The sequence below is a fragment of the Clostridia bacterium genome (genome assembly GCA_024653205.1).
Classification (GTDB): domain Bacteria; phylum Bacillota; class DSM-521; order Neomoorellales; family SLTJ01; genus JANLFO01.
The window spans coordinates 15,717-41,312 of the sequence record JANLFO010000009.1 but is presented as its reverse complement, the minus strand read 5'-3'; the positions used below and the strand labels follow the sequence as shown (position 1 = coordinate 41,312).

22 protein-coding genes, 1 pseudogene and 1 riboswitch are annotated in these 25,596 nt (G+C 60.3%); of the genes and pseudogenes, 5 read left to right on the top strand and 18 right to left on the bottom strand.

The features are described from left to right. Nucleotides 1–72: 72 nt before the first annotated feature. The 11 genes from NUV99_06280 to NUV99_06230 form a co-directional block, all read right to left on the bottom strand. Nucleotides 73–1,785 (bottom strand): hypothetical protein, encoded by a 1,713-nt coding sequence (locus NUV99_06280; GenBank protein ID MCR4419729.1) that lies wholly within the window; start codon nucleotides 1,783–1,785, stop codon nucleotides 73–75. 333 nt (nucleotides 1,786–2,118) lie between these two features. Then, nucleotides 2,119–3,555: a hypothetical protein gene (locus NUV99_06275; GenBank protein ID MCR4419728.1), complete on the bottom strand. Its 1,437-nt coding sequence runs from the start codon at nucleotides 3,553–3,555 to the stop codon at nucleotides 2,119–2,121. 595 nt (nucleotides 3,556–4,150) lie between these two features. Then, complete coding sequence (locus NUV99_06270; GenBank protein MCR4419727.1) at nucleotides 4,151–5,437, bottom strand: iron-containing alcohol dehydrogenase; 1,287 nt, start codon at nucleotides 5,435–5,437, stop codon at nucleotides 4,151–4,153. Nucleotides 5,438–5,577: 140 nt separating this feature from the next. Next, nucleotides 5,578–7,041, bottom strand: a complete 1,464-nt coding sequence (locus NUV99_06265) for an FAD-dependent oxidoreductase (protein MCR4419726.1) — start codon at nucleotides 7,039–7,041, stop codon at nucleotides 5,578–5,580. A 113-nt stretch (nucleotides 7,042–7,154) separates the two neighbouring features. Further along, nucleotides 7,155–8,210 carry a uroporphyrinogen-III decarboxylase gene (locus tag NUV99_06260; GenBank protein MCR4419725.1) on the bottom strand — a complete coding sequence of 352 codons (1,056 nt, stop codon included), beginning with the start codon at nucleotides 8,208–8,210 and terminating at the stop codon, nucleotides 7,155–7,157. Between the two features lie 62 nt (nucleotides 8,211–8,272). Then, nucleotides 8,273–8,902, bottom strand: coding sequence for a cobalamin-dependent protein (locus NUV99_06255; GenBank protein MCR4419724.1), 630 nt, complete (start codon nucleotides 8,900–8,902; stop codon nucleotides 8,273–8,275). A 30-nt stretch (nucleotides 8,903–8,932) separates the two neighbouring features. Further along, nucleotides 8,933–9,883: a branched-chain amino acid ABC transporter permease gene (locus NUV99_06250; protein MCR4419723.1), complete on the bottom strand. Its 951-nt coding sequence runs from the start codon at nucleotides 9,881–9,883 to the stop codon at nucleotides 8,933–8,935. Then, complete coding sequence (locus tag NUV99_06245; GenBank protein MCR4419722.1) at nucleotides 9,880–10,740, bottom strand: branched-chain amino acid ABC transporter permease; 861 nt, start codon at nucleotides 10,738–10,740, stop codon at nucleotides 9,880–9,882. The genes NUV99_06250 and NUV99_06245 overlap by 4 nt, the downstream gene beginning before the upstream one ends. An 89-nt stretch (nucleotides 10,741–10,829) precedes the next feature. Then, a complete protein-coding gene (locus NUV99_06240; GenBank protein ID MCR4419721.1) occupies nucleotides 10,830–12,101 on the bottom strand; it encodes an ABC transporter substrate-binding protein in 1,272 nt (423 codons plus the stop codon). A 51-nt stretch (nucleotides 12,102–12,152) separates the two neighbouring features. Further along, nucleotides 12,153–12,857 carry an ABC transporter ATP-binding protein gene (locus NUV99_06235; protein MCR4419720.1) on the bottom strand — a complete coding sequence of 235 codons (705 nt, stop codon included), beginning with the start codon at nucleotides 12,855–12,857 and terminating at the stop codon, nucleotides 12,153–12,155. A gap of 75 nt (nucleotides 12,858–12,932) precedes the next feature. Next, nucleotides 12,933–13,706, bottom strand: a complete 774-nt coding sequence (locus NUV99_06230) for an ABC transporter ATP-binding protein (protein ID MCR4419719.1) — start codon at nucleotides 13,704–13,706, stop codon at nucleotides 12,933–12,935. Between the two features lie 775 nt (nucleotides 13,707–14,481). On the opposite strand from NUV99_06230, the pseudogene NUV99_06225 reads away from it, so the two are divergent. From NUV99_06225 to NUV99_06210, 4 genes and pseudogenes are all read left to right on the top strand, one after another. After that, nucleotides 14,482–14,673: pseudogene (locus NUV99_06225) on the top strand (type II toxin-antitoxin system HicB family antitoxin). Continuing rightward, on the top strand, nucleotides 14,647–14,805 hold the full coding sequence (locus NUV99_06220; GenBank protein ID MCR4419718.1) for a carbon storage regulator: 159 nt from the start codon (nucleotides 14,647–14,649) through the stop codon (nucleotides 14,803–14,805). Before NUV99_06225 ends, NUV99_06220 begins: the two are co-directional and overlap by 27 nt. Nucleotides 14,806–14,959: 154 nt before the next feature. Then, a complete protein-coding gene (locus tag NUV99_06215; protein ID MCR4419717.1) occupies nucleotides 14,960–17,569 on the top strand; it encodes a DNA internalization-related competence protein ComEC/Rec2 in 2,610 nt (869 codons plus the stop codon). A 261-nt stretch (nucleotides 17,570–17,830) separates the two neighbouring features. Next, nucleotides 17,831–18,085: a LysM domain-containing protein gene (locus NUV99_06210; protein ID MCR4419716.1), complete on the top strand. Its 255-nt coding sequence runs from the start codon at nucleotides 17,831–17,833 to the stop codon at nucleotides 18,083–18,085. A gap of 210 nt (nucleotides 18,086–18,295) precedes the next feature. On the opposite strand, the gene NUV99_06205 is transcribed toward NUV99_06210, so the two are convergent. The 4 genes from NUV99_06205 to NUV99_06190 form a co-directional block, all read right to left on the bottom strand. Beyond that, entirely contained in the window at nucleotides 18,296–18,946 is a 651-nt protein-coding gene (locus tag NUV99_06205; GenBank protein ID MCR4419715.1) for a response regulator transcription factor, read from the bottom strand. A 2-nt stretch (nucleotides 18,947–18,948) separates the two neighbouring features. After that, nucleotides 18,949–20,631: a GAF domain-containing sensor histidine kinase gene (locus NUV99_06200; protein ID MCR4419714.1), complete on the bottom strand. Its 1,683-nt coding sequence runs from the start codon at nucleotides 20,629–20,631 to the stop codon at nucleotides 18,949–18,951. Between the two features lie 156 nt (nucleotides 20,632–20,787). Then, nucleotides 20,788–21,795: a type I glyceraldehyde-3-phosphate dehydrogenase gene (gene gap, locus NUV99_06195; protein ID MCR4419713.1), complete on the bottom strand. Its 1,008-nt coding sequence runs from the start codon at nucleotides 21,793–21,795 to the stop codon at nucleotides 20,788–20,790. Between the two features lie 272 nt (nucleotides 21,796–22,067). Beyond that, nucleotides 22,068–24,191, bottom strand: a complete 2,124-nt coding sequence (locus NUV99_06190) for a methyl-accepting chemotaxis protein (GenBank protein MCR4419712.1) — start codon at nucleotides 24,189–24,191, stop codon at nucleotides 22,068–22,070. 55 nt (nucleotides 24,192–24,246) lie between these two features. Beyond that, a riboswitch (cyclic di-GMP riboswitch) is annotated at nucleotides 24,247–24,332 on the bottom strand. 104 nt (nucleotides 24,333–24,436) lie between these two features. Between NUV99_06190 and NUV99_06185 the strand changes: the two genes are divergently transcribed. After that, on the top strand, nucleotides 24,437–24,739 hold the full coding sequence (locus NUV99_06185) for a hypothetical protein (GenBank protein MCR4419711.1): 303 nt from the start codon (nucleotides 24,437–24,439) through the stop codon (nucleotides 24,737–24,739). A 34-nt stretch (nucleotides 24,740–24,773) separates the two neighbouring features. Here NUV99_06185 and NUV99_06180 read toward each other — a convergent pair whose 3' ends face one another. The 3 genes from NUV99_06180 to NUV99_06170 form a co-directional block, all read right to left on the bottom strand. After that, nucleotides 24,774–24,971 carry a twin-arginine translocase TatA/TatE family subunit gene (locus NUV99_06180; GenBank protein ID MCR4419710.1) on the bottom strand — a complete coding sequence of 66 codons (198 nt, stop codon included), beginning with the start codon at nucleotides 24,969–24,971 and terminating at the stop codon, nucleotides 24,774–24,776. A 14-nt stretch (nucleotides 24,972–24,985) separates the two neighbouring features. Next, nucleotides 24,986–25,171, bottom strand: coding sequence for a twin-arginine translocase TatA/TatE family subunit (gene tatA / locus NUV99_06175; GenBank protein MCR4419709.1), 186 nt, complete (start codon nucleotides 25,169–25,171; stop codon nucleotides 24,986–24,988). Nucleotides 25,172–25,247: 76 nt separating this feature from the next. Beyond that, nucleotides 25,248–25,463 carry a hypothetical protein gene (locus NUV99_06170; GenBank protein ID MCR4419708.1) on the bottom strand — a complete coding sequence of 72 codons (216 nt, stop codon included), beginning with the start codon at nucleotides 25,461–25,463 and terminating at the stop codon, nucleotides 25,248–25,250. Between the last annotated feature and the right edge of the window lie 133 nt (nucleotides 25,464–25,596).

The window sequence follows — 25,596 nt, the reverse complement described above, 5'->3', positions numbered from 1 at the left end:
ACGGTCAAGGCGGGGCACTGTCTGCAGGTATCACTGCTTCTACCCGCCAGGTCTATACACACAACGTCCCGACTAGCGCCTGAACTCAACGATGCTCTTCGCCGGTTTTCCGTCCGGCAGGAGGACCGGCTCCACTATGGCCTCACTGTGCAGCGCCCAGGGCAGGATGACCGCCGAATGCCCTCCCTTGCCGCCGGCCACCACTATTTCCACATCCTGAGGGGAGCGCGTAACCGGCATGGGGTGCAGCTGGTCGAATCCCGGCGGCCGCACGGGCACAATTCCCCGGTTCCTTATCATGGGCACTTCGTTAACCGCCCGCAGATGGATGTGCTGTCTGATCTGGTCTTTGTCCAGCCCCGCGTCGGCCAGCATCCGGGCATGATCCGGGGTGAGCACGACAATGAGGCTTCCCGGCAGGTAGGCATTGTTGGATCCCAGGGTGGTGCAACAGTGGGTTATGGTGTCCAACAGGTCTCTTCCGTCCTGACTGAGAAAGTCGATGATATCGTGCGGGGGCTCTGCCTTCAGCACCAGAACGCAGGTGGTGTCCCGATCAAAACGCTCCTCGTTGATGGTCTTCCAGGGCGTCAGGGAAGGATCTTCCGCAAAACAATAGGTGAACTCCGCCTGCGAGGCCAGGCAGTCCAGATCGCAAACACCGGGCACCGACCGGCACACGTTGATGAGTACCAGGTTCACCGCCCGGCCGATGGTGGCGTTGGCGCGGAAGCCGGGCCCCAGGCAGCCTTGGCCCCCGAATATCCCTATCTCCTGCGCTATGGGTCCGCTCACCAACACCAGGTTGCCTCCGGGGTGGGAGGTGGTTACCGATTGGAGGAAGTTGTACTTCGGATTGGCCAGGGCCCGGAAGGCCGTGATTAGTATGGGTACGTACTCCGGCTTGCACCCGGCCATCACGGCCGCTACCAGCACGTCTTTTACGGTGATGTTCTTGCCGCTGGGACCCACCTCGTAGGCCAGAACCGTTTCCGGGTTAAAGGGACAGTAGGCCAGCATCTTCTGGTAACGGGCCCGCGTGGGGGGAACCACGGGCAGGCCGTCGCCCAGGTGCTCCCGGTCCAGTACCTCCATGAATTCCTCGAGATAGCAGCCGGGCTCATACAGCCTTTCCTCGGCCATTTCGATGCCCTCCGCCCACGGCAGCAGGCCGTCGCTCCTAGGGGGAACACGGTCAACCGGGAAGGGGATGGCGGCCAGCTTCTCCAGCACTTCGGGCGGAGCGGTTAGGCTGTTCAGTATATAGTCCCAGTGAGCATCGACCTCGGCGCGGATCTGCTCCCGGGTGCTGGCCTGATATAGGTCTAGGTTACACAGGCAGAGCTTGCCGGCCCGGTAATAGGCCACTCCCTGTACCAACTCGTGCCCCGGGCTGGCGGTGATGTATACCGTAGGTATGCCTAGCCTCTCCAGTGCTATCGATACAATGCAGGTCGCGGGGGAGGTGCCCATGTCTCCCAGAGCCACCACGGCCGCGGTCGGCTTCTCTTCGGCCAGCTTGGCGGCATAGGCTTCCAGTGCCTTGGTATCCTTGCCCCGCACGGTCTCCCGGTAATCGACAAAATTGCCGATGCCCATTTCCCGGAAGCGTTCCTTAATCCGGACGAATACTTCGCCGTAGTTGCAGAAATCCAGCTTGGTATTGTCGTAGAAAAGGATCTTGCCCCTTTTCAGCTCGTCTACGCCGGGCCGGCGGGCCAGTACAAGCGTTGCTCTTTCCTGTATCCCCCGCGGGTCCAGTACGGGTTCTAGTTTGCTGGTCATACCTCTCCCTCCTGGTCTTTTCGCCGATTTTAGGTCTCTACATTCCCGTACGCCGCCACAGGCCGTGCCGCCGCGTAACTATTATAATGCTCGCTCTCACCGCGGGGCCAGGCGGTTGCGCCAGTTGTCACCGACCTTACCGTTGACAAATAGACGCAACACTCCCGAACGTTCAATCGTCCGGTGCTGCTTACCTGGGCGTACCCTTGGTCTGGGTTGGTGGTGTTCGGCGGACTGCCCGCAGGCGAAGGAAATCTGCATCAGCTTTGCGGGCCTGACAGTTCGTCGGGCGCAACCGCTGCCGGAGCCCGGAAAAGCAACGGCCCAGGCCTTCTACCCCCCGATGGCAGCCGAGTGGCGCGGAAGCCCGAGTAACCTCTTCTTGATCCAATTCTTATCTCGTTGAATTGAAGGAAGCGAGTTCCAAAACTCCTCAAAGAATTGCCAGAAGCTGTGTACGATCATTGGTTCGTCAATGGTGAACAGCCCGTCGGCGCGAGGGCCCGGTAGCGCCATGAAACTACTGTCTTTCAGCCAGAGGTTTATTCTACCCAGCCTGGGCATTGGCGGTTGGCAGGTAAGGGCTACTTCTAGGTTAGGGTTCGCCTCCATGAGGCGAACTAGATAGGTGATTTGTTCATGAAGGTGCCGGGAAGTGGTATTGATTCTAAACCCCGCCAGGTGAGGGAACCGGTCACACGCGGATGTGGTGGAAGGGTATAGCAGTGATTGCTCGAGCTGGCGAAGGTCTAATATATAGCGGTAGCGCTTACCCGCCATATTGAGCCGAAACTGATGATTCAACTTGTCGTAATAGGGTAACACCATTTCTACCTGGGAAGTGCTTAAACCACCTTCTACCAGTACCCGTATGAAAAGATCGCGGGGCATCGTGCTGAAGAAGGGCATAACGTTATAGAAGTAATTATCCCCCGGCTTTTGCTCCAACCGAACCAGGTAGTTAAGCACTTCGGGAAACGATCGAGAGTCAACCCTGTCGAACAGGGGCCGACTCTCGAAAAGCAGGGACATAAACATCCGCTGTAGCGTTTGCACCGTCACCGGATCATAATAAAGGTGGGTGTACAATTCTCTAGAAAGACCGTCTACACTTGTGCTCGCAAGTCCCGCCTTGTCTTTAACAATGGTGAGATATATCCTAAACGGTTTGCCGGTACTCTTGGGATAGTAATAAGGCGAGGTACAACCCGTGGCGTGCAGGGGAAGCCATTGGGCGAGTGTCTGAACTATCAGTTTGGGGTCGCGGGAGGTAGTGTGAATAATGCTTACGTGGGTGCCCTTCCGGAGAAGTTCCAGATACTTCTCTTCCCAGGTAGCCAGGAAAGCAGGATCCTCAACCAGCCAGGAGGTATCCTCCTCGCTGAACATATAGATTTCCTGGCCCCTGGGAAGCGAAAGGGCCATGTCCAGCAACTGCAAGACGATTTCTCTTCGCCCCTCGTTACCCTTGTAAACCTCAAACAGCGCCTGGTAGATCCTGTGCCTGCGTCTGGCCCCCAACAGGGGAATCTGACTGCTCTCGGTGGGATTATGGCACAGCCACCTGCCCAGGAGCGCAGATAACGTTTCCTTGGAGTCTAGGTTGGCATCGGGGTAGTGGTTTCCCAGGACCTCTCTTATTCTCTCATACTTTCTCGCCGAGTCTACGGTAAGGAAGTACTCGATCAGCTGGGTCAGGTAGGGCGAGTGCGGTTGAAGTGACCGGGCGCCGTTTCTCCATTTGCTTACCAGGGAATGGTGAACATTCAATACTTTTGCTAATTCCTTACCACCAATGCCCAGCTTGTCCATTAGAAACCCTAGCCTCGAGGATTCATCCCCTAACAACGGGCCTCCCCCCTCAAACGCCTAGGAAGTCGACCGGTTCTCGGATAATGTGATGTGCAGGCACCGGGCATGCGTTCCGCGTTGTCACCGTAGGTGCGCCCGCACCACCCTCCTCCCATGGCCGTCCGGACGCACCCTCCACCACCCCGGGTCGCCCCCTGCCAGGCCGTGAACCTGCCGGCCTCCGCCCCCACCGGGCTCCTCCCGGAGAGACCGCCTGAGACGGGCTCCCCTCGGGGAGCCATGCGCCCCGGCCAGCGCCTGCAGGTTCGGCATGGCACCCGGGCTGCCGGTTCCGGCCTCGCCGCACGCTCCCACGGATGGAGTTCGTCGCGAACTGCGCCTGTCCTCCCCCAAGGGGGCAGAAAGATTATGGCATCAGACCTCTGGCCCCTCCCGGGTACGCAGCGGCGATCCCCAAGGAGAAAAGGGAGCCCCGCACCCGACCGTGTTCACCGGCCGGAGATTCCGCACACCAGCCGCACGGAAGTGCGAGGCCCATGGTGCCGAATAACACTCAGCTGTACTTGCCATTCATCACGTCCATATACATCTGTTTCAACTGGGCCTTGGTCGTGGTCCGCGGTAGGCAGTACAGCCTGTCGTTGAACTCGGAGACGATCCGGTCGACTATCTCCTCGGTGCAGCCGTAATCGGCCAACGTCTTACCGTTAAGAATGTTGAGGTCGCGGTTGAGCTGGATCAACTTCTTGACCAGCATTTCCGGCTCAAACTCTTCCTTTGCCACCGGGTGATCGGGATACATCAGGTTGTAGACCTTGCGAAACTTCTCCTTACAGACCTGGCCGTTGAACTCGACAAACGCCGGGAAAAGAATAGCGCAGGCCTCGCCGTGGGAAATACCCAGGATCTCGGTAACGGGATGGTTAGACCCGTGGATCTGCGCGATAAAGGAGTTGTTCCAGGCGAAACCGGCATACATGCAGCCCTTGCTCATGTGGTCGGCGTGTTCGGGAATGGCGCGGTTGTGATAGTAGGGAACGATATGAGGTCCTATATGCTCGACGGCCCGCAAACTCATCATTTCGGAGAAATCGTTGGCGGCAAGGCTCACGTAAGCCTCCACCGCCTGTACCAGTGCGTCCATGGCAGTAGCTGCCGCAACGTGCGGCGGCAGGGTGGCCAGCAGGTCGGGGTCGCAGATGGCGTAGGCAGGAAGAATGCAGTCGTGCATGGGAACCATCTTGTGACCGTTGGGCTCGGTAATTACGGCATTACGGATGACCTCGCTCCCCGTCCCGGCGGTGGTGGGAACCGCGATGATCGGATATGTCTTCCATGGCGGGGGAGTAAACGGCCCTATTTCGAAGCACTTGTCGCTGGCTTCCCTGACGGTCATATTACTGTCACCAACCATGGCGATGCCCTTGGCGCTGTCCAGGGTACTGCCGCCCCCGAGGGCGATCATCACGTCCGCCTTCATTTCCTTGTACATGGGGATACCGTACTTCTCAATATCCACCTCCAGGGGATTGGGTTCGATCTTGGAAAAGATCTGATATTCAACCCCTGCCGCGGTCAGTAAGTCCATACACTTCTTGGCGCCTCCGGCGTTGAGCACACCGGGATCAACGACAAGCAGTACTCTTTTCCAACCTTCTGCGGCCAGAATCTCGGGGATTTTGTTGATGCAGCCGCTACCCTGATACACCGTCTGCTTGATCCCAAAGCCCTTGTACTTCTCGCCGGTTAGAATGGGGTGGCCCCTCAAAAACGCCTTTCTGAGCCCGTCCATCTCCTCGCCGCCTTCTTGAGCGGCAGCCGTCCCCAAGGCGTCCTTCATCAGTATCCCTCCCGAACCATTCTCAGTAATTTAAGTTGTAAGGCCCACGCTTCGTGTGAGTAGGCTTGGTGGCCAGACCGCGCTAACTGCCAACCGCACGGGTGCCGACGGCCAAGGCAGACCACCAGGCACACGGTATCCTAGTGCGTCCCGTACAGGATGGCACCCTGCTTGAGGAGAATCTCCTGCAACTCGGATACATCTTGCTCCAACGCCCTCGGGGTGATGCCCTTCCTGGCACACAGCGCCGCCGCCACCCCTGCCGCCTGTCCCGTCACCATGGTCTGCATCAGGAACCTCAGGTACGGATCCCGGTCTGTCGACACCGCCTTGCCGGCCACCAGCAGATTCTCAACCTCGCGCGGCACCAGGCAACGGTAGGGAATGTCATGCGAGCCGCCGTCCTTGGGATACCGGGTGGCGTTCCCCTCGGACTCCTTCAGGTGCGCCGTGATTGTGGCCACTCCGGCCACGTGATGCCCCCCGGTAGGAAAGGCGCTCTTTCCGATAACATCCGGGAATTTCCTGGCCTCGATCACGTCCTCGCTGGTCAGGACGTAGTCTCCCATGATCCTCCTGGTTTCCCGGATTCTCACCTCGGGACAGACCCGCGTCAGGTAGGAATTCTCAAAACCAGGCAGGTATTTCTTGATGAACTTCAGGGCGATCAGAATTTGCCTCCTGGACTCGACCTCGCAGTAGGTCAGGTCGCGCACGTCCGTGCAGTCGCAGTTGGGTACGTGCGAGGAGTGCTGGAAGTGCGCCTGGATGTGCCCGCCGTCCCTGGGGATGAGGAAGAAGCCCACACCGCTGTATCCGTGCCATTCTCCCTTGGCCAGGGCCTCGTTACGAAGCGAGACAAAGCCCATCACTTCGCCGAGCTCCGTAATATCCCGGCATTGCCGGATGCGCTCCAGCATCCGTTCCTTGGTCCAGCCCTGGGACATCAGGTACGGCGTCAGGAGGTGTTCCACCTCCAGCTCCTCGGGGTGCTCCCTGATGTAGTCCATAACCTTGTCCCAGTTCACGCCATCGACCGTAAAGGCCAGCGTGTGCGGCTGCAGCATGTCCTTGGGCACCTGTTCGTAGGGCGCTCCGGCCCACACGCACACGTAACCCTCGCCGGTGCAGTCGATGACCACCTTGCCCAGCACCACCTGTCTGCCGGACGGGGTCTCGACGATTACCCCCTTGACCGCGCTGCCCTCCTTAACCACATCGACCACGAGGGAATGGAGCAGCAGGTCTACACCGTTCTCCTGCATCATCTCGAACATCAGCAGGCCCCACCAGTCGGGGTCCACGTAGGAGAAGGTATAGTGCGAGCGGAAGTCCGGGCGGATGTGGGGAAGCGCATGCCCCTCCTTTAGCAGCCGGGCATGCGTTTCCTCGACGATGCCGGCAATGATCTGCTCGCCGCGGGCGTTGAACAGGTGGGCGTAGGCGAAGCCCGGGGGCCCGGAAACGTTCATCTGGCCGCCGAGAGCCCCGAGACGCTCGATCAGTACCGTCTTCCCCCCCGCTCGCGCTGCGGCGATGGCCGCGGCTACCCCCGAGGTGCCGCCCCCGGCAATCACCACGTCGTATTCGCCAAAGATTTCCACGATCAAGCCCTCCTTACCTGATTGTTTCTCCCATATTATAGGGCCGCGGGTACGCAGGGCCTATAGGCTACGGCCATCTATCAAGCCATGTGCCTTGACACTCGCCGGGCGTGTTACTTCCCGAGAGCCGCGGCAATCATCGCCCTCACGTTTTCCGGTTTGGCGTTGTGCGGTACGCTGCAGCCCGAGGACATGATCAGCCCGTAATCGGCGAATTCCTCGATCAGCCGCAGGCTGTAGGCATAAACCTCGTCCGGCGTGCCCAGCGTCAGCATGCTGGCGGGGACGTCGCCCATGAAGCACATGTGGCCCTTGAGCACCTGCCCGGCCTTGAAAATGTCCGTAGTGCCGTCCGGAGAGAAGATACACTTGCCCTTAGGCAATTCCTTAAAGTAGTCCAGGAAGCGGTCCCAGCACATATCCAGGTGGAGATAGGCAAACGCCCCCTCCGCGACGGCAGCCTCCACCAATTCCTTAAAATACGGCCAGGCAAAGCGGTCAAACATCTTATAGGTTAGGAAATCCCCGGCCTCCCGCGCGCCGCCGATGAAAACCGCCAGGGGTCTGGAATCCCTGATTTGTTGCCTCATCGTCTCCACCGTTTCATGCTGGATCACGTCGAAGACGGCCTGCACCTTGTCCGGGATCCGGTGCAGGTCCCTCATGAAGCGGGGAATGCCGCGCCCGCCGGATATCGCTCCGAAGGGAGGCAGCGCCATGATGGGTGCGAGGGTCACAATGCCGGCGTCGGTGTACATCTGAGCCAGCTTGTCGGCATGTCGGGCGAGGTGCTCGTACTCCCTCTCGACACCGTCCAGCCTGCTCCGGTAATAGTCCGCGAGAAACGAGCCCCACCCGTGCCGGATGATCGTATCGTAGTCCTCCTCGGTCATGAGACCCTGTTCGTCAATCTGCCAAATCTCGTCATCCGGCAGGTCCCGTCCAGGCACCCTGATCCGAGAGAGAAAGATACTGCCCAGAACGGGGGGGTACTCGTTGTTGAGCTCGGTAGCGTCTACCTCCCCGTCACCCAGCCTCAGCATTCCCTTGATAATACAGGCATGCCCGTATTCAACCCGGCTAACCAGGTCCGCCAGCTTTCCGCCGCCGTACTTGCAGCAAAACGCGGCCGCATTGAGAACAATCGGCGGGCGATCTGTCTTTTCCATGGCGATGGCCTTCCGTAGCCGTTCCAAATGCTCGCCGTACATTTGCGGGCCGGACTTCACGTTCAGTTCACCCCCAAGAGGCGCTTGCAGTAGTCCACTCCCTGCTGGGCGGTAAGGCACACGGCATCTGCCTTGACGTATTCGCGCACCGACTCGTTGACCGCCGCGCCGCCGATGATGATCTTCAGGTCTTTGCGCAGCCCCGCCTGCTCGATGGCCTGGATGCATTCCTTCATATGGTCGTATACCGTGGTCAGCAGACCGGAGATGCCCACCACCTGCGGCTTGTGTTCCCTGATTGCCGCCAGGAATTTCTCGGTGGGCACATCCACGCCCAGGTCCACCACCCTGAAGCCGTTGCTCTTCATGAGGGAGACGACGAGGTTTTTCCCGATGTCGTGAATGTCCCCGTAGATGGTCCCGATCACAAACGTCCCTTTGCCGGCGCCGGCGTCGGCATCCACGTCCATTCCCAGCATCTTGGTTACTTCCGTAAACAGGCTGGCCGCGGCAATCAGTTCGGCCAAGAAATATTCCCCGGCTTCAAACCGCTTACCAACTATGGTTATACCGGCTTGAAGGTCGGCAATGATCTCCAGCGGTGGTACCTTCTGCTCCACCAGGGCCCGCACTTCCGCGAGCAGCGCATCTTCATTCAGCTCCGCCATCGCCTGTATCAGACTATCCCTCACATCCACTCACCCTCCCCTTCAGGATTCCCGTCACTGGCCGGCGGACTCCGCCGGGCTCGTTCCTTTCACATAACTCCCGATGCTGACCAGCCCCCGGGGCATAAATCTGATCATCAGAATTACCACTAACCCGTATATCGTCAGCTGGTAAGCCTCCAACTCCTGCATCCAGGCAGGCAGAAACACCAATAGAAACGATCCTACGATCGGCCCGGCGATCGTTCCGGTACCCCCAATCACCACCGCGAGCAGCATGTAGAGCGAGGCGGTGACACTAAAGGGCTCCGGGCTTACAAAGTTCATGTAATATGCGTAAAGGACACCGCCTATCCCCGAATACACCGATGCCAGGACGAGCGCGGCGATTTTATATTTGTAGAGCGAAATACCGACGCTCGCCGCCAGTTTTTCGTTGGCCCCAATTCCCCTTAGGGCGTAGCCCAGCCGGGTCTTCCGCAGCCATAGGGCAAAGGCCACGGCACCCAGCATAATGAGCAGAACCAGATAATAATAAGACACCGCCGGCCACGACGCGGGGAGCAGGCTCGGGACCCCCGCGATCCCCACATCCCTACCGGTGATCTCGAGATTCTTGAAGAGCTCGTACAGCGCCAGCCCCATTACCAGGGTGAGGATGGCAAAGAACTGCCCGTACGTCCGGAAAACCACTAGGCCCAGCAACAATGAGAGCACGGTGACGGCACAGACGGCGACGAGGGCTGCCACCCAAGGGCTTGTACCGTACGCGGTCGTAAGGATCGCGGTGATGTACGCGGCCGTACCGTACAGCCCGCCCTGAACCAGGGAGCAATAACCGGTGTATCCCAGAATGATGTTGAAGCCTTGATTCACTATGATCCATATGAAGGTTACGATAAACAGCGACTGATAAAAGGAGTTGCTCGTAATCGCCGGAATCAGGAAGGCCACGGCTATCATCAGCCAGGGAAGAATAATGCCCGGTTTGATGGATGCCTTCACCGTCTCACCTCCTTGCCGAACAGGCCCATCGGCTTCAAAATGAGCAACAGGATAATCAGGCCAAAAACCGCAACCGTTGAGAATGCGCTGGAGACGTACCCGATCATGAACGCCTGGAATACGCCTAAGATCACACTGGCCACGATAGTGCCCATGAGGTTGCCCATCCCGGCCAGGACAATGGCCGCGAACCCAAAGAAGATCAGATTGTCGCCCCGTGTTGGGATGAGCGAATACAAGCCGCCGTAAATGATTCCTACCACGGCGCCGATGGCAGAGGTGTACGCAAAAACGAAGGCCGATATCCGCCTGATGTCTATCCCCATTAGGGCGGCCGCTTCCCGGTTGGCGGCCACAGCGCGCACGGCGATTCCAATCTTGGTCCTTCTCAGGATCAGCCAGGTCACAACCATGATGACAATTGCCACCAAGAGCAGGGCCACGCGCAATTCGGTAAGCACCAGTTGCCCCAGATAGACCAATTGCTCCCCATGCAGTTTGATCTGGACCTGATCCGGTCCGAATAGTAACTGCAAAGTATTATTCAGGAAGGTCATCAAGCCTAAGGCTACGATAAATGCGTTCAGTGGAGGTAATTTGTTCACGTCGCGGTAGGGGAGGAGATCCAGGAGCACTCCGATTGCCGCCGAGATCACGACCGCCAAAGCAATTCCCGCCCAGACGGGAAGGCCGAGCAGGTTTACCAGGACGTACCCGACGTACCCGCCGGTCACGGCCACCGCCCCGAAGGCGAAGTGCGGGATCTCCAAGACCCCGAATATCAGGGCCAGCCCCAGCGATAGCAGCAGATAGAGACCGGACAGAACCAGCCCGTTCAGCAATTGCTGCAGCAGCACGTACAATGCGGCCACCCTCCAATCTCTTCACCCTCCCATCCCCCGCACCTATGGAAGGTGCGGGGGATGGGAGGGGGGACCGACCCAGACTACTTGTTGCTGGCCCTGGCCTCAGCGAGTTTCTTCGAGTATTCGGCAATGGGGCTGTCCATCAGTTTGTAGACCACCTTTTTCCCGCCCTGGAAGACGAAGGCCGCATTCGGAATATACGCCTGATGGCTGCTGTCAAACAGCTTTCCTTCCACCGGGACCCATTGCAGTACAAGGCCCTCGGGCACTGCCAGGTTTTCCAGTTCCCGGACCACGGCGTCGGGGTCAAGGGTGCCCGCCGCCTGAATCGCGGCCGCCAACGTCTTCATGGCGTCGTAGGTGTATCCGGCTACCGGCGGCGGATCCTCTCCGAAGGCCTTCCTGTAGTTTTCTACAAATGCATCTGCACCGGGACCGTTGATGCTCGTGTCCGTCGGGTTGATCTCGGCGGGAATGAGGTCGAATATCCCCTCAAGCTGATCAACGGTGCAAATCTTGGTGAACTGCTTTACGTTGCCTCCGCTAAAACCGAAAATCTTCCCCTTATAGCCGAGTTCTCTCAGCTGCTTGTACACAAAAGCCTGAGACTCGATGGGCGCCAGGGCATATATGGCGTCGGGCTGCGTCGCCAGCGCCGCGGTAATCTGGGCGCTCATATCCTGCTGCGACGACTTAAAGTCCTGGACGCTGGTCACTTTGCCGCCCATGGCCTCGAACCCCTTCATTGTGCCCTCGGCTATATCCTTGAAGAGCGCCTGCTCGGAAACGGTGCCGATAACCGCCATTGTCCTCACGCCGAATTCATTGTAGATGAACTTCCCCGTGGCCAACGCCGTATAGGCCGTGGGCGGGCGCATCCGGAACACGTAAGGGTTCGGCGTTGCCGTAATTATCTCATCCGGGGCACCCCCAACAACCACGGGGATCTTCTTCTGCTGAATGTACGACATCGCCGGCATTATCATTGCGGCGTTGGTGAAACCGATAAGGAACTGGGCACCATGGACCTCTACCAGTTTCTTCACATTTTGAAATGCCAGGGTGGGGTTTAATTGGTCATCCAGTTGTACCAGCTCGATCTTGTATTTCTTTCCGTTTACCTCCAGGCCACCCGCCGCATTAATCTCGTCTACCGCAAGCTTGGTAGCGTTGCATTCCGGTACCCCGTAAACGGCGATCGGCCCTGTCAGGGGCTCCGTCTCACCAATAACGATCTTTCCCACTTCTTCTTGCGTACCGGAATCGGCTGCCGGTTTCCCACAGCCGCCCACGCAAGAAATAGTCGCTACCAGCGCTAGGATAAGGAGTATACCGATCCATGCTCTTTTCATCTGCCTCTATCTCCCCTCTCTCGCATAATCAGATTTAGGCCGTGCACCAGATTAGACGCCCAAGTAGACGGTTTGGACGAATGTGTCCGATACCAGTTCCTTACTGGCACCTCCCTTCACGATGGAACCGGCATCTATCACGTAGGCAAAATCGGAAATGGAGAGAGCCATATGAGCATTTTGCTCAACCAGCAAGACGGACGTGCCTTCTTGGTTAATCCTCCGGATGTATTCTCCAATTCTTTCCACCAGCATAGGTGCCAGTCCCAGTGAGGGCTCATCGAGCAGGGCCAGTTTCGGGCGCGACATCAGCATGCGCGCGACGGCAAGCATCTGCTGTTCCCCGCCGCTCAGATTTCCCGCCGGTTGATTACACCGTTCCTTTAGAATCGGAAACCAGGTGAAGAAGCGGTCGAGATCCTCCTGAATGCCCGACTTATCCGCCCTCAAATAGGCGCCGAGTTCCAGGTTTTCCCTGACCGAGAGAGCAGGAAAGACGAGCCTCCCTTCTGGGCAAAGAGCGATTCCCCGCCGCATCCGCTCCTTGGTGCTCAAACGCGTAATGTCCACACCTTCAAAGCGAATTACTCCCTTTGTTATCCGGGCCATCCCCATGACTGCCTTCATGATGGACGTCTTTCCCGCTCCGTTTGGCCCAAGGATGACCGTGATTCCGCCTTCCCTGGCGGCGAAATCGACCCCGTGTACGACCTCAATATCTCCCCAGGCCACATGCAGATCTTCGACCGACAGCACGCTCGCACTACTCCTTCCTCGAACGCTTCACTCTTCGCCTATTCTTCACGGCTGGGCAATCCGGTGCGCGGGCAGTCATGAGGCGCAGACGGCGGCACTCCTTCCCAGGTACGCTTCAATTACAACGGGATCCTGTTGTACCTCTTGCGGACTTCCGTCGGCAATCACCCGTCCGAAGTTAAGAACAACCAGCCGGTCGCAGATCTCGGACAATAGACGTACGTGGTGCTCCACAATCAAGATGGTAATGCCGCGGTCACGTGTTTTAGCCAGAATCTGTTTGAAATCATCCCGTTCACTCACAATCATGCCTGCCGACGGTTCGTCCAATAGAATCATCGATGGTTGGTTAATAATTGCCATTGCTACCATCAATCGGCGTTGGTCAGCCGTACTTAGCTCGGACACCATGCGCTTGGCATAAGACCGTGGAATCTCTACAAACTCGAGTACGCCGTTCGCTTCCCTCTCTAAATCTAACTCATGTTTCTTCTGATTTTTGAAATCCAGCAGGTGACGTTTGTCTTGGAGATGACAAGCAATCAAGAGGTTGTCCAATACGGTACAGTCCTGAAAGAGACTGGTTGTCTGAAAGGACCTTCGGATTCCCAGCCGGGCAATCGACGCAGCACCAAGACGCGTAATATCCTTTCCCCTAAACAGAACCCTGCCGCCGGTTGCCGCAGTATGCCCCGAAATTACATCTAAGAGTGTCGTTTTACCCGAACCGTTCGGCCCTATTAGACCAACCACCTCATTGCGGTACACTCTAAAACTGACCTTATCGAGGGCTTTAACGCCCCCAAAGTGCTTGCTTACTTCTATTACTTCAAGCATGCAATCCGCCATCAGTCCACCTCCCTCCGGATATGACCTCTCTGACATCACGTGCCCCTCAAGGCTCCAGGTTCCCCCCTCGCCTTTCACAGCCTATCTACGAAAGGACCTTCACTTTACCCCAAAGCCCCCATCGGGGCAGGCTTTGTCACGCACTTTTCGGAACGCAACTGTCCTGGGGTCCGTAACGATAACAGTCTAAGCACGTGACAACCCAAGTTGAAAAACCTGCGATTCTAAAAAACCCGCGATTGGGAAAAAGCAAAACTGACGCCGCATTATTCGCTGATGAAGACCCCAGCCAATCTGATTCTTCCGGGAAAGCCATAGCTAAATGCTTCACCTTTTCAAGGGCTTTCTTACACAGGCATTAGCTTTCTTACACAGGCATTATAAGTCTGCATATTGGGCAGAGGCAACCCAAGCTTCCCACCGGTCAATTCGTTCTGCTTGACAGTTGTGTCGCTTCCGCTTTTTGGTGAGGCCGCCCAGACGGGTGGGCTCCCGACCCGCTCTCTACGGTTACTCATTGCTTCGTTGGCCGTCCTGGTGGTTGCCCTGTGGGGTTTGTCAACTGAGGACGGTCCCGGTGCGCTACAGGCGGGTAGCCAAACTCGGACTACTACGAACGACGCCGGCCACAGGTAAAGCACTACCCGCCTGATGCTTGCCGCGAACCCCGCGCCGGGTTTCAGGGCTTCGTTGTAATGATCCCAAGAGTAGTGTAGAATAGGCCTTGGCAGTGCAGTCGTCCGATACCTCACGTTAAGGAAGGGGTGTGGGCGGGATGGAGCGGGGATTCAAGGTTATCCTGGAGTGGGACAGAGAAGGCAACGCCTACCACGTCTCGGTGCCGGCGCTTCCGGGTTGCTTTACTTACGGCCGCACTAGGGAAGAGGCACTCCAGAGGGCAAAGGAAGCCATCCAGGGCCACCTCAAGGGGTTAAAGCTCATAGGAGAACCCATACCTTTTGGGGAGCAAGTAAGGCCGGGGATAGAAGCGCCACCGGACGTTACCGTGTACCGGGAAGAGTTGGCGGGGCGGGAGCCGGGTGCCTCGCCGGAAGAGGAGAGCGCGGACGAGTCGGGCGCCGGCGCCGCGACCGTTTGAAAGGCCACTTGGGCGGGGTCGGACCAATGGCCACCCACCCCTAAGGTGGGCATCCCCAGAGGACGGGTAGAGTTGCGTAAAACATCCACTCGGCAGAAAACCTCTTGCCAGTCCGTGCCGTCCCGCCGAAGCCGAATCCGCCCACCTCACGGGTATGGAAACGCGTCCCCTAGTAATAGTTACTCTGGCCTTTGCCGCCGGGGTCGCGGCGGGGTACGGATCTTCTTGGCCCTTGAGCTTCCTGGGCCTGGTGACCGGTCTGGCCGGGGTGGCGGCCGCGCTGGTCTATAGCTCCTTGGGCGGCCCCGGCAAATCTCGGGAGAAGCCCGCTAAGGGTACTGCTTCCCAAGAAGCAGATACAGGTTCGGTTGCGGAGTTGGGCCCCGTGGGCTCCCAGAGAAACCCCGTTGCCGCCTTCACTAATGGGCCTCTGGTCTCCCTGCTCCTGGTGGCGTTGTTCTTTTTCCTGGGCGCGGCCTGGGCCCGGTTGGATACGGCCTCCAAGAAATCCACCCTCCTGGACGACCTTCACACCCACCTCTACCTTACCGGCCGGGTGGCGGAAGAGCCCAAGGTCTACGCCAACCGCACCGTCTACGTGCTGGAGGCGTGGGAAGCCCGCCAGGAGAACTGGCGGGAAACGCTCAAGGAGAAGGTAGAGCTGGTCGTATATCGACCGCTCGAAAGGTCGGCAAATACCGCCCAGGAACCGGCAGGTGACGAAATCCCCCAGGCCGCCACTCCACGCCCGACCAACCGGACAGTCGTCACGCACGTCCCTTATCCGAGCTACCGCTACGGCGACGTGCTGCGGGTTTACGGGCAGCTCAGGCTCCCTCCCACCGCCCGCAACCCGGGCGAGTTCGACTACCGCGCCTACCTGGCCCGGCGCGGGGTCTTCACCCGCATGAGCGTGGAGCCGACCGACGTGCGCCTGCTGGGCCACCGGCCGAAGAACCTCATCCTCGAGTGGGTGTACGGCGTAAAGACGCGGGCGCTGGCGGTCATCGAGTCGGCCCTGCCGGCCCGGGAGGCGGGCACCCTGGCCGCCGTGCTCTTCGGCGACCAGGAGCGACTCGACGAGGAAGACGTGGAAGTATACAGGACCTTAGGCACGTATCACGTGTTCGCCGTGAGCGGCCAGCAGGTGGGCTTCGTGCTCTTTCTGGCCCTGGTGCTGGCCCGCCTGCCGGGTGGCGCCCCGGCCCTGCAGTTGGCCCTGGGCGGGTTGCTGATCCTTTTTTACATGGTCCTGACCGGCTTCACCCCCTCCGTGACCCGGGCGGGGATAATGGCCCTGGTGGGGCTGGGGGCAATGGTCCGGGAGGAGGAGGCCGACCCGTACACGGCCCTGGCCGCAGCCACCCTGGTAATTCTCCTCTGGCGACCCTACGAACTCCTGGGCCCCGGGTTGCTGCTGTCCCTGGCCGCCACCTGGGGAATAATCTACCTGAACCCCACGCTCGAAGCCACGGTCTCGGTACTGCCTCCCTGGCGCAGGTACCTGACCGTTACCGTGGCCGCCCAGACCGGGGTAGCCTGGCTCATTGCCTACTACTTTCAGCTGTTTTCCCCCGGAGCGTTGCTGGCCAACCTGTTAGTCCTGCCGGCCATAGGGGCGGTAACCATCCTGGGGATGCTGCTCATACCTCTGGCCGGGTTGTGGCCGGCGATGGCCGGTGCTCTTACCCTGGCCTGCGGGGGGCTATTGGACGGACTGGGTTCTCTGCTGGCCGCCCTCTCCGAAGTCAGGGGCCTGGCCCTGACCGTGCCCCGGCCTGGCCCCTGGAGCGCGGCCCTCTACTTCGGCGGCCTGATCTTGGCCCGCGAGGCCTGGTGCCAACGGGCCCGGATACCCTGGAAGCGCCTGTGGCCGGTGCCGGTTACGGCGCTCCTCCTGGCCCTGCTCGCCGCCTGCCTGCCGCTCGGTACCCCCCGGCTGGAGGTGGTATTCCTCGACGTGGGCCAGGGGGATGCGATCTACCTCCGTACCCCCGGGGGCCGGCACGTGCTGATCGACGCCGGGGGCCCGCCGCCAGGGCGGCAATCCAACTACGATCCGGGAGCGAAGACGGTGGTGCCGTTCCTGCAGCGGCGCGGGGTCCGGCACCTGGACCTGGTGATCAGCACCCACCCGCACGGTGATCATATCGAGGGGCTATTCTCCGTCCTGGAGAAAATCCCGGCCTCCCTGGTGCTGCTGCCGCCCCAATCCTGCTTTGGCGCTTCCTATGAAGCCTTTACCGCCTTCCTCGATAGCCGACACCTCCCCTACCGGGAGGTAAGACGCAGCCACCGCATCTTACTGGACCCGGAGGTGGAGCTGGTGGTTCTCAACCCCCCTGCCCCGGGCGACGGCCTCAACCTAACGAAGGAGTGGACGGAAAACGACTATTCCCTGGTGGTGAAATGTACCTACAAAGAGACCGGCTTCCTGCTCACCGGAGATATTCAGGCGGCAGCCATGCAGGATCTACGCCAGGCAGATGCCCTTGGCGCCCTGCCTAGTAGCTTGAAGAGCACAGTCTTTAAGGTGCCCCACCACGGCAGCGCCAACGGTCTGGCGGAGGATTTTCTGGCCGCAGTCGACCCGCAGGTGGTCGTTATCTCCGTGGGGGAAGGCAACGATTTCGGCCACCCCTCCCCACAGGTTCTCGCCTTCTGGCGTGCCCGCTCCGTTCCCCTCTACCGCACCGATGAACACGGCGCCGTCACCTTCATAAGCGACGGCTGCCGCCTGGCGGTGAGAACGGTCCTGCCCTAAGCCCGATCCCGGCCGATCGCCCATTCCTGCCTGGCCCTCGCAGGGCGTCCAACCTCGCCCACTAAAAGATCCAACCTCGCCCACCAAAAGAACTATCCGGCCGCGGCTTCCGGCACTTGGCTCGTGCCCGCACCCCGGTACGCACGCGCAGCGGCGGCCGGTGCCGGGCCGACCGGATCGCGGTGGGAAACGGGCTGCGGGCCGGCGGCGCACCCCTCTTCCACCTGTTGCATAGATTGGAAGGAGAAAGGGGGGAAGAAAATGGCGGAGAACGAAGCCCTTTGGGCCGGCGGCGAATACTTTTGGCGCCGGTATATCTTGCACGTGATCCAGCGGGACGACACTTTCTACAACCTGGCCCGCCGCTACTGCGTAGATCTGGACGAGATCCTGCGCCTCAATCCCTGCGCCGACCCGGAGAACCTGCAGATCGGCCAGATAGTAATGATCCCCTGCCCGCGGCGCCGCCGTGACGACCGTTGTGACGACCCGCCCGGATACTACACCGAGAAATAAGGGGAGTGCGACCGGTACCCGGGCCGAAACCGCCTTCCGGTCCCGAGCCATGGCGTTTCACCTACTACCGGCCTGGCACCCGGGGCCACCTGCCTGACCTCACCACCGGGACTCTGGTGGCAGGAGCCTCTACGGGTGCCAGGCCTCCGGAAGGCCGGAAGGCGCAATATCGGCCGGCACCAAGGCAAGGACCAAACACAAAACCCAGACCTATCGGTGAAACAGCTTGAGGGCCACGGAAACCGCCTGGGAGCGGTTCCTCACCCCCAGCTTGCGGTAGATGTTGCGCAGATGGGTCTTAACCGTATCGGTGGCCAGATGCGTGGCCGCGGCGATTTCCTTGTTGGTCAAGCCCCGGGCCAAAAGACGCAGGATTTCCTGCTCCCGAACCGTAAGCTCCTCGGCTCCTGCCGCCGCGTCCGCCCCCACTCCCTGGGCCAGACGGGCGTAGTCGTTCACCACGCGGCCGAAAAGCTCCGGGTCGATCACCTTTTCGCCCCGGTAGACCCGGCGGATGGCCTCCACCAGCTTCTCCTGGGTAACCTGCTTGAGAATGTACCCGCTCCCCCCCGCCTGCAGGGCCTGGCGGATGGATTCGGCGTCCTCGTAAATGGTCAGGAAGAGCACTTTTACCCGGGGGTTTTCGCCCAGGATGCGCCTGGTGGTCTCAAACCCGTTGAGACCGCCCATCCGGATATCCATCAGTATCACGTCCGGCAATACGCTCGGCGCCGCGACCACCGCCTCCTCGCCGTCGGCACAGGTGGCGACCACCTCCAGATCGGAATAGGGACCGAGCATGGCCACCAGCCCCTCCCGTACCATAGGGTGATCGTCCACTATCATCACCCTGACCGCCAACTCTAGCCTCCTCCTCTACTTAGACCGACCGCCGGCCGTTCCTGCGAACCGGAAACGGGAATAACCACCTTGACCGTAGTGCCCTGGCCGGGCCGAGAGCGAATCTGGCAGGTTCCGCCTACCAGCAACACCCGCTCCTCGATGCTCGCCAGTCCCAGATGCTGCTGCCCCTGAGCCCAGGTACCGGGCGGAGCGCTGAAGCCGCGCCCGTTGTCCTTAACCTCCAAAGTCACGGCCTCCGCCTCCGTAGTGAGTTCCACCCGTACCACGGTGGCCTGGGCATGTTTGATGACGTTGGCCAGCGCTTCCTGCAGCACCCTGTACAGGGTGATTTCGATGTTGGCCGGCAGACGGCGGTCCGTCCCCCGGCTGACCATCTCGATGAGCGGACCGGAACCGGCCTGCAGAGTCTCTATGTAGGCCTGGATGGCGGGAACCAAACCGTAGTTATCGAGCACCGATGGCCTCAGGTTGTAGACGATGCGGCGGATGTCCTGTATCTGGCCCCCGAGTTCGTCCCGCAGGCGCTCTAGTTCGGACCAGAACTCGGCTGCAGGCGTACCGCCCGCCTGGGAGGTCAGCCGCTGCAGCCGGTACCAGATACCCAACAGGGCCTGAATAACGCCGTCGTGGATTTCGCCTGCCACCCGTTTGCGCTCGTCTTCCTGGGCGGTGATGATCTTGTTGACCAGGCTGTGCAGGGTCTGCTCCTTGCGCGCCAGGGCCTCGACCAGCTGGGCGTTCTCCAGGGCGATGCCGGTCTCCTTGGCCATGGCGGCAATAATCTCAATCTCCTCCCGGGAGAAAGGCGAGCCCACCGCCGAGGGATACGGAGGCCGGTCCACCTGCATCACCCCTACGCCCCGGCCCCGGATCACGATCGGCGCGTACACCGTCCACTGCAGCTCGAAGGCCGTGGTCACGTCGGGAGGGATCAACTCGTCCATGTTCTCCGGGGTCACTACCACCGGACGCTGGGTCTTCAAGGCCCGCACGATGGCCGGAAATGGCTGGCGTCCTTTTAGGTTCTTGAACTTCTTCTTCAGTACCGGATCGTAGACCCCCACCGCCACTTCCGGAACCAGGGTTTGGGTTTCCTCGTCCAGCAAGAGAATGGAGCAACGCCCCCGCAGGAGATCGGCGGCCAGTTGGGTTACCAGGTGCAGCACCTGCTTCAGATCCAGGGTAGAGCTGATGGCGCTGACCGTTTCCAGCCACACCGCCAGCCGCCGCAGGTGGGAACGCTTTTGCGGCCGGAAGAGGGAGTCCTGAATCAGGTCGGCTATGTGGCGGGCCAGGGGGACTACCTTGTGGAGCAGCGCTCGCGCCTGCTCGCCGTCGGCGTGAAAAATGCCCACCTCGATAACCCCGACCGGATCCCCGGCCCGCAGAATCATGGGCAGGTTGGTCCCGGCCTCGGGGGAAAGCTCCAAAAGGGGGCGGTCCTCCAAACCGGCCAAGTATTGCTCCCGGCCCCGGCCGGCGGCCTCGCCGGCGCAAAGGTACACGGCCTTGTGGCCACTCCGCAGGAGCAGCAGGTGAGCCTCGCCGAATCCAAAGTAGGACGTGGCGGTGGAAAGCACGCCCTCCAGGCATTCTCGTAAGCGATGACCGAAACGGAAAAAGGCGGAGCTACGGTAGACCAAGACCAAGCAGGGACCAGCCTCGGCCTCGCCTCGGTCCACCTTGTCCTCCGCCCACATCTCGCCGTAGGGACCAGCTTGCCGCTTCCGGTCGGGCCCAGGCATATCCGTTCACCAAAGAAGACAATTCGACGTGGCCTCGGCCGAACCCTGCCGAACAAATAACCCGTGCCCGCCGGTTAAAAGGCCATTTTCCCTCTAGATGCCTCGCTCGGCCATAAGCTGAACCAGGTCCAGCACCCGGTTGACATAACCCCACTCGTTGTCGTACCAGGCAACCGCCTTCACCATGGTCTCGTCGATCACCATGGTCAGCCCGCCGTCTACGATGGCCGAATGGGGATTGCCGTTAAAGTCCATAGAAACCAGCGGTTCCTCGGTGTAGGCGAGGATACCCTTAAGTTCATTCTCCGCCGCCCGACGGAAAGCGGCATTAACCTCTTCTGCGGTCACCGGACGGCTCACGTCCACCGCCAGATCCACCACCGACACGTTAGGGGTAGGCACCCGCAGGGCAAAGCCGTGGAACTTGCCTTTGAGCTCCGGGATTACCAGCCCTATGGATTTGGCCGCCCCGGTGGTGGTAGGAATAATGGAAAGGGCGGCGGCTCTCGCCCGCCGCAGATCGCGGTGGCTGCGGTCCAGGATGCGCTGATCGTTGGTATAGGCATGAACGGTGGTCATCAGGCCGCGCTGGATGGTAAACTCCCGGTGCAACACCTTCACTACCGGCGCCAGACAATTGGTGGTACAGGAGGCGCAGGAAACGACCCGGTGTTGGGCAGGATCGTAGAGCTCCGCGTTGACCCCTATAACCAGAGTAGCGTCCTCGTTCTTCCCCGGCGCGGTGATGACCACCCGCTTGGCACCCTTACGAAGGTGCACCGCGGCCTTCTGGGCATCGGTGAGTGTACCGCTGGCCTCCACCACCAGGTCTACGCCCAGGTCCCCCCAGGCAAGCTTCTCCGGATCCCTTTCCACCAATACCCGGATTTCCCGACCGTCTACTACTATGCTGTTCTCCCGTACCTCTACCTCGCCAGAATAGATGCCGTGCACCGAATCGTACTTGAACAGATGGGCGTTGGTACGTGCGTCAATGGACCCATTGATGGCAACCACTTCTACTCCTGGCCTACCGTTGGCAGCTCGCAAGACTAAACGCCCAACCCGACCAAAACCGTTTATCCCAATCCGAACGGCCATGGTTCCATGCCCCCCGTCCAACGGCATATTTTGGTTCGGCCAGGGCCGACATCTATGTTTATTCGCCGACAAGGCAATTTTTCCTGCCCGCAAGCATACTGCATACAAGGTGTTAACGCATCCCGCCTTCTTCGGCGGTTTCCGCCGACCGAAAGGTTGCCGGGACCGGTGGCGGGATCTGCGCCGGCCGCCCCGGGAGGGCGGGGCCTCGCCGTCCCTAGTTTTGCCCGGCAAGCAGTCCCGCCCAGGGCAGATTGGGGATACACCAGGGGCTACGCCTGTTGCGCTTCGGCCGATACCTCCTCCCCGACCGCCCCGAGCTCAGGAGCAGGCTCCGCCAAAGCCTCGACGATCGGTTCTGCCTCCACCATGGCCGGCCCCGGGCCTGGCTCCGGCTCCTCCGGCAGCCTGAACTTCTCCACCTGCTCCTTCAATCGCTGCATCAAGGCTCCCAGGTTCTCGGTGCTGGCGCTTATGCTCTGGGCGGCCGAACTCATCTCCTGAGCGGAAGCCGCTATCTCCTGCGCCGAGGCCGCGTTCTCCTGCGAGGTGGCGGCAATGTCGGTAATGGCCTCCACGATCTTCTGACCCTGTTCCCTCACCACTCCTGCCTGGGCCTCCGCCTGCCGCAGCAACTCGGCCATGTCCTGAGCCGCCCGGGCTATTCCCGTAAACTCCTGCCAGGCCTGCTCGCCGATCCGCGTCTCTTCCTCCACCACCTGCACGGTCTCCCGCGTCACCTGCGAGGCCTTTTCTACTTCCTCTACCACCTGGGAAATAAGGCCGGCGATCTGTTGGGCCTGCTGGTTGGAGGCCTCGGCCAGTTTGCGCACCTCATCCGCCACCACCGCAAAGCCCCGGCCGGCCTCCCCCGCCCGCGCCGCCTCAATGGCCGCATTGAGCGCCAGCAGGTTGGTTTGCTCGGCTATACCGGTGATTACCTCGGTGATGCCTCCGATCTGCCGGGCCCGTTCGGTAAGCCGGACCATGGCCTCGCCTACCCTCCCCGCCTTCTCCGCCACCGTCTGCACCCGGCCGGCCAACTCCTGCAGCGTGGTCTCTCCGCGCCGGGTCCGGTCTACCGTCTCTTCCGTATGCCGGGCGATTCGGCTTATGTTCTCTCCCAGCCCCACCAATTGCTCCTGGGTCTTTTCCGCCGCGGCGGTCACCTCTCCTACCGTCAGAGCCTGGGTCTGGGCACCGGCCGAGACCTGGGAGATGGTTTCCGCCACCTGTTCCGAGGCCTGGGAAGTGGCTTCCGCTGCTTCAGACAGTTCCTTAACCGCCCTTTCCAGGTCAGCCGCGGCTCCCACTACCGACCGCAACACCGCGGTGGTGTTGGTCACCATCCTCTTCATCGCTTCAGCCAAAATTCCCAGCTCGTCCCGAAAACCGCTGGCAATACTTACCGTCAGATCCCCGGTGGCGAGTTCCTCCGCCTGGCCGGCCAGCCTCATTATGGGTCTGCTGATCTGCCCGCTGACAGTTCTCGAAGCCAGGATTATGGCCACGGCAACCAGCACCACGATCATTATCGTGGTTCGGGTCATGGCATTAACCCCGGCGTAGACCTCGGCGGTGGGGGCGGTGAGCGCCACCACCCAGCGGGTGGAGGGCACGGGGCTGTAGGCCACCAGTTTATCATCTCCGTCATAGGTGTAGCGGTCTATACCCGGCTCGCCCTGAAGCATCTTGGCCGTCACCCGGTTCACGCTCTCGGAATCGGTCTGGGTAAGGTTGAGCTGGCCGATCTGGCTCTCGTCCGGATACGCCATAACCTTGCCCGTAGAATCCACCACATAGCCATACCCGGTTTGGGCAAATTTCAGCTTTCCAACCACGTTTTGAATCACGCGGTAACTGTAGCAGGCTCCGAGGACCCCCACAAATCCCGTGGGCCCTTCTACGGGCACGGCGATTACGATCGACCTGTTGCCGGTATATTCGTTGGCAGTAAGATCGGACACCGCCCAATCCTGGCCGCTGCGTATGGCCCGGAAGTAGTCGGTATCGATAACGTTCATCTTGGGTCCCCAGGTATTCAGGGCTTCCCCAGAGGCTTCAGCAAGAAAGAACATCTCGGCGTTGGGTTTATTCTGCTCGAGCATTGCCTTCAGCGCATCGGTCCGATCGAACTGGGTGCCGGTCACCAGGGCTTCGTTCAGGGAATACATCTGCAGCTTCTGCACCTCCCCCCGGACCCAGCCGTCGAGTTGGTCGGCAGCAAGGGAGGCCATAAGCTGGAGGTCGGCCTCGGTAGAACGGGTAGATTGATTCATAGCCATATAAGTATTTAGGAACCCCACACCTATCAGAGGTACCAGAGCCAAGAGCAGAAACCAGATCGTCAGCCGTCTCCCCATACCCTGTCGCAGGTGTTTCCTTCTGGTCTTCACGGTTCTACCCCCCTATAAAAATTACCAGGCGACCCCCCGGCGCCTGGCTCATTACCCCGGCAACCCGGCTGCCGTACCCCAAGGGGCCTTAGGCCCGTGGCTTTGCGTCCCCACCTTTCGGAGGGTTTGCCCTTTTCGGCCCTGGCGGATAGGTATCCGCTGCCATTATAGGAGTTACAAATCCAGTTATTACGACTCCGTTCGGGAAATTCCTGCCGTTAAAAGCGGCCCGATCCAATTTCGATCTGGAGGTAGACTACGCCCTGACCGTACAGGGAGACAGCATGGTGGGTGCGGGCATAGCTCCGGGCGACGGGGTATGGGTAAGACAGGCAGATACCGCACAGCCGGGCGAAACGGTGGTGGCCCTGCTGGCGGGAGAGGAAGTCACGGTAAAACACCTGGTAAAAGAAAACGGCCGCTACCTCCTGCGGGCCAACAATCCCGAGCACTCCTACCCTGACCTGCCCCTGGGGCCGGAGCACAGAATCATCGGCGTGGTGCAGCGTATCGTGAAGCGGCCAGGGCCTCCGCCCAGAAGGACCTAGGCATGTCGCCGCACGGGGCTCGCGGGCCCCACTTCTAACTGGGCTTTTTCTCTTCCTTATCGGCGTCGAGTAGATCGTCGATGCCCAATTCTTCCCTCAGTCCCTGCGAGGCCCGGCGGAATTCCCGCACCGCCAGACCCAGGGTGCGGCCCAGCTTGGGCAACTCCTTGGGGCCCAGGACCACCAGGGCCACCAGCACTATGATTAGGAACTCGAAGCCGCCGATGTTCACCCTGCTCTTTCCCCTCAGGTCTGCTCCTTAGAACCGGATTCCTTCTCCGCCGCCGAAATCCGCCCCTGCTGGGCCTCCTTGAACTCGCGGATGCTCTGTCCTAAAGCCCGGCCCACGCTGGGAAGCTTGCCCGCCCCGAAAACGATGAGGCAGATCACGAGGATTATTAGCAGCTCAGGCAGCCCGATATTAAACGGCACGGTTATCCCTCCTCCCTTTCTCTGTTCAGTATACCACAACCGCAACCCGGATTCCTGCCCTCCCAGGCAAGAACCCTTACTCGAGCCACTTGGACAGGGGCCGGAAAATTGCTCCGATGAAGCGCATGGGGTTCGGCAGTTCCACCCCCAGGCTCTGGGGCAGGGTAAGCGCCACCGCCAGGGCCAGGAAGAAGAAAAAGGCGGCCAATTCCCGGCGCATCCCTCTTTTCACCAGTCCCGGCACTTCTAGGGCCACCAGGGCCGCGTAGGCGGCCAAAAGCAGCAGCCACATCCGTCTCGCCTCTCCTCCAGCCCGGTCGCGATCGAACCGGCGTCGCCGGCCACGGGCTCCCCGCAACCACCCTAATCAGGCAACTTCCACGGCGCCGTTTTCGGACCCCCAGGCGCCGGCCCTTTGTCGCCGG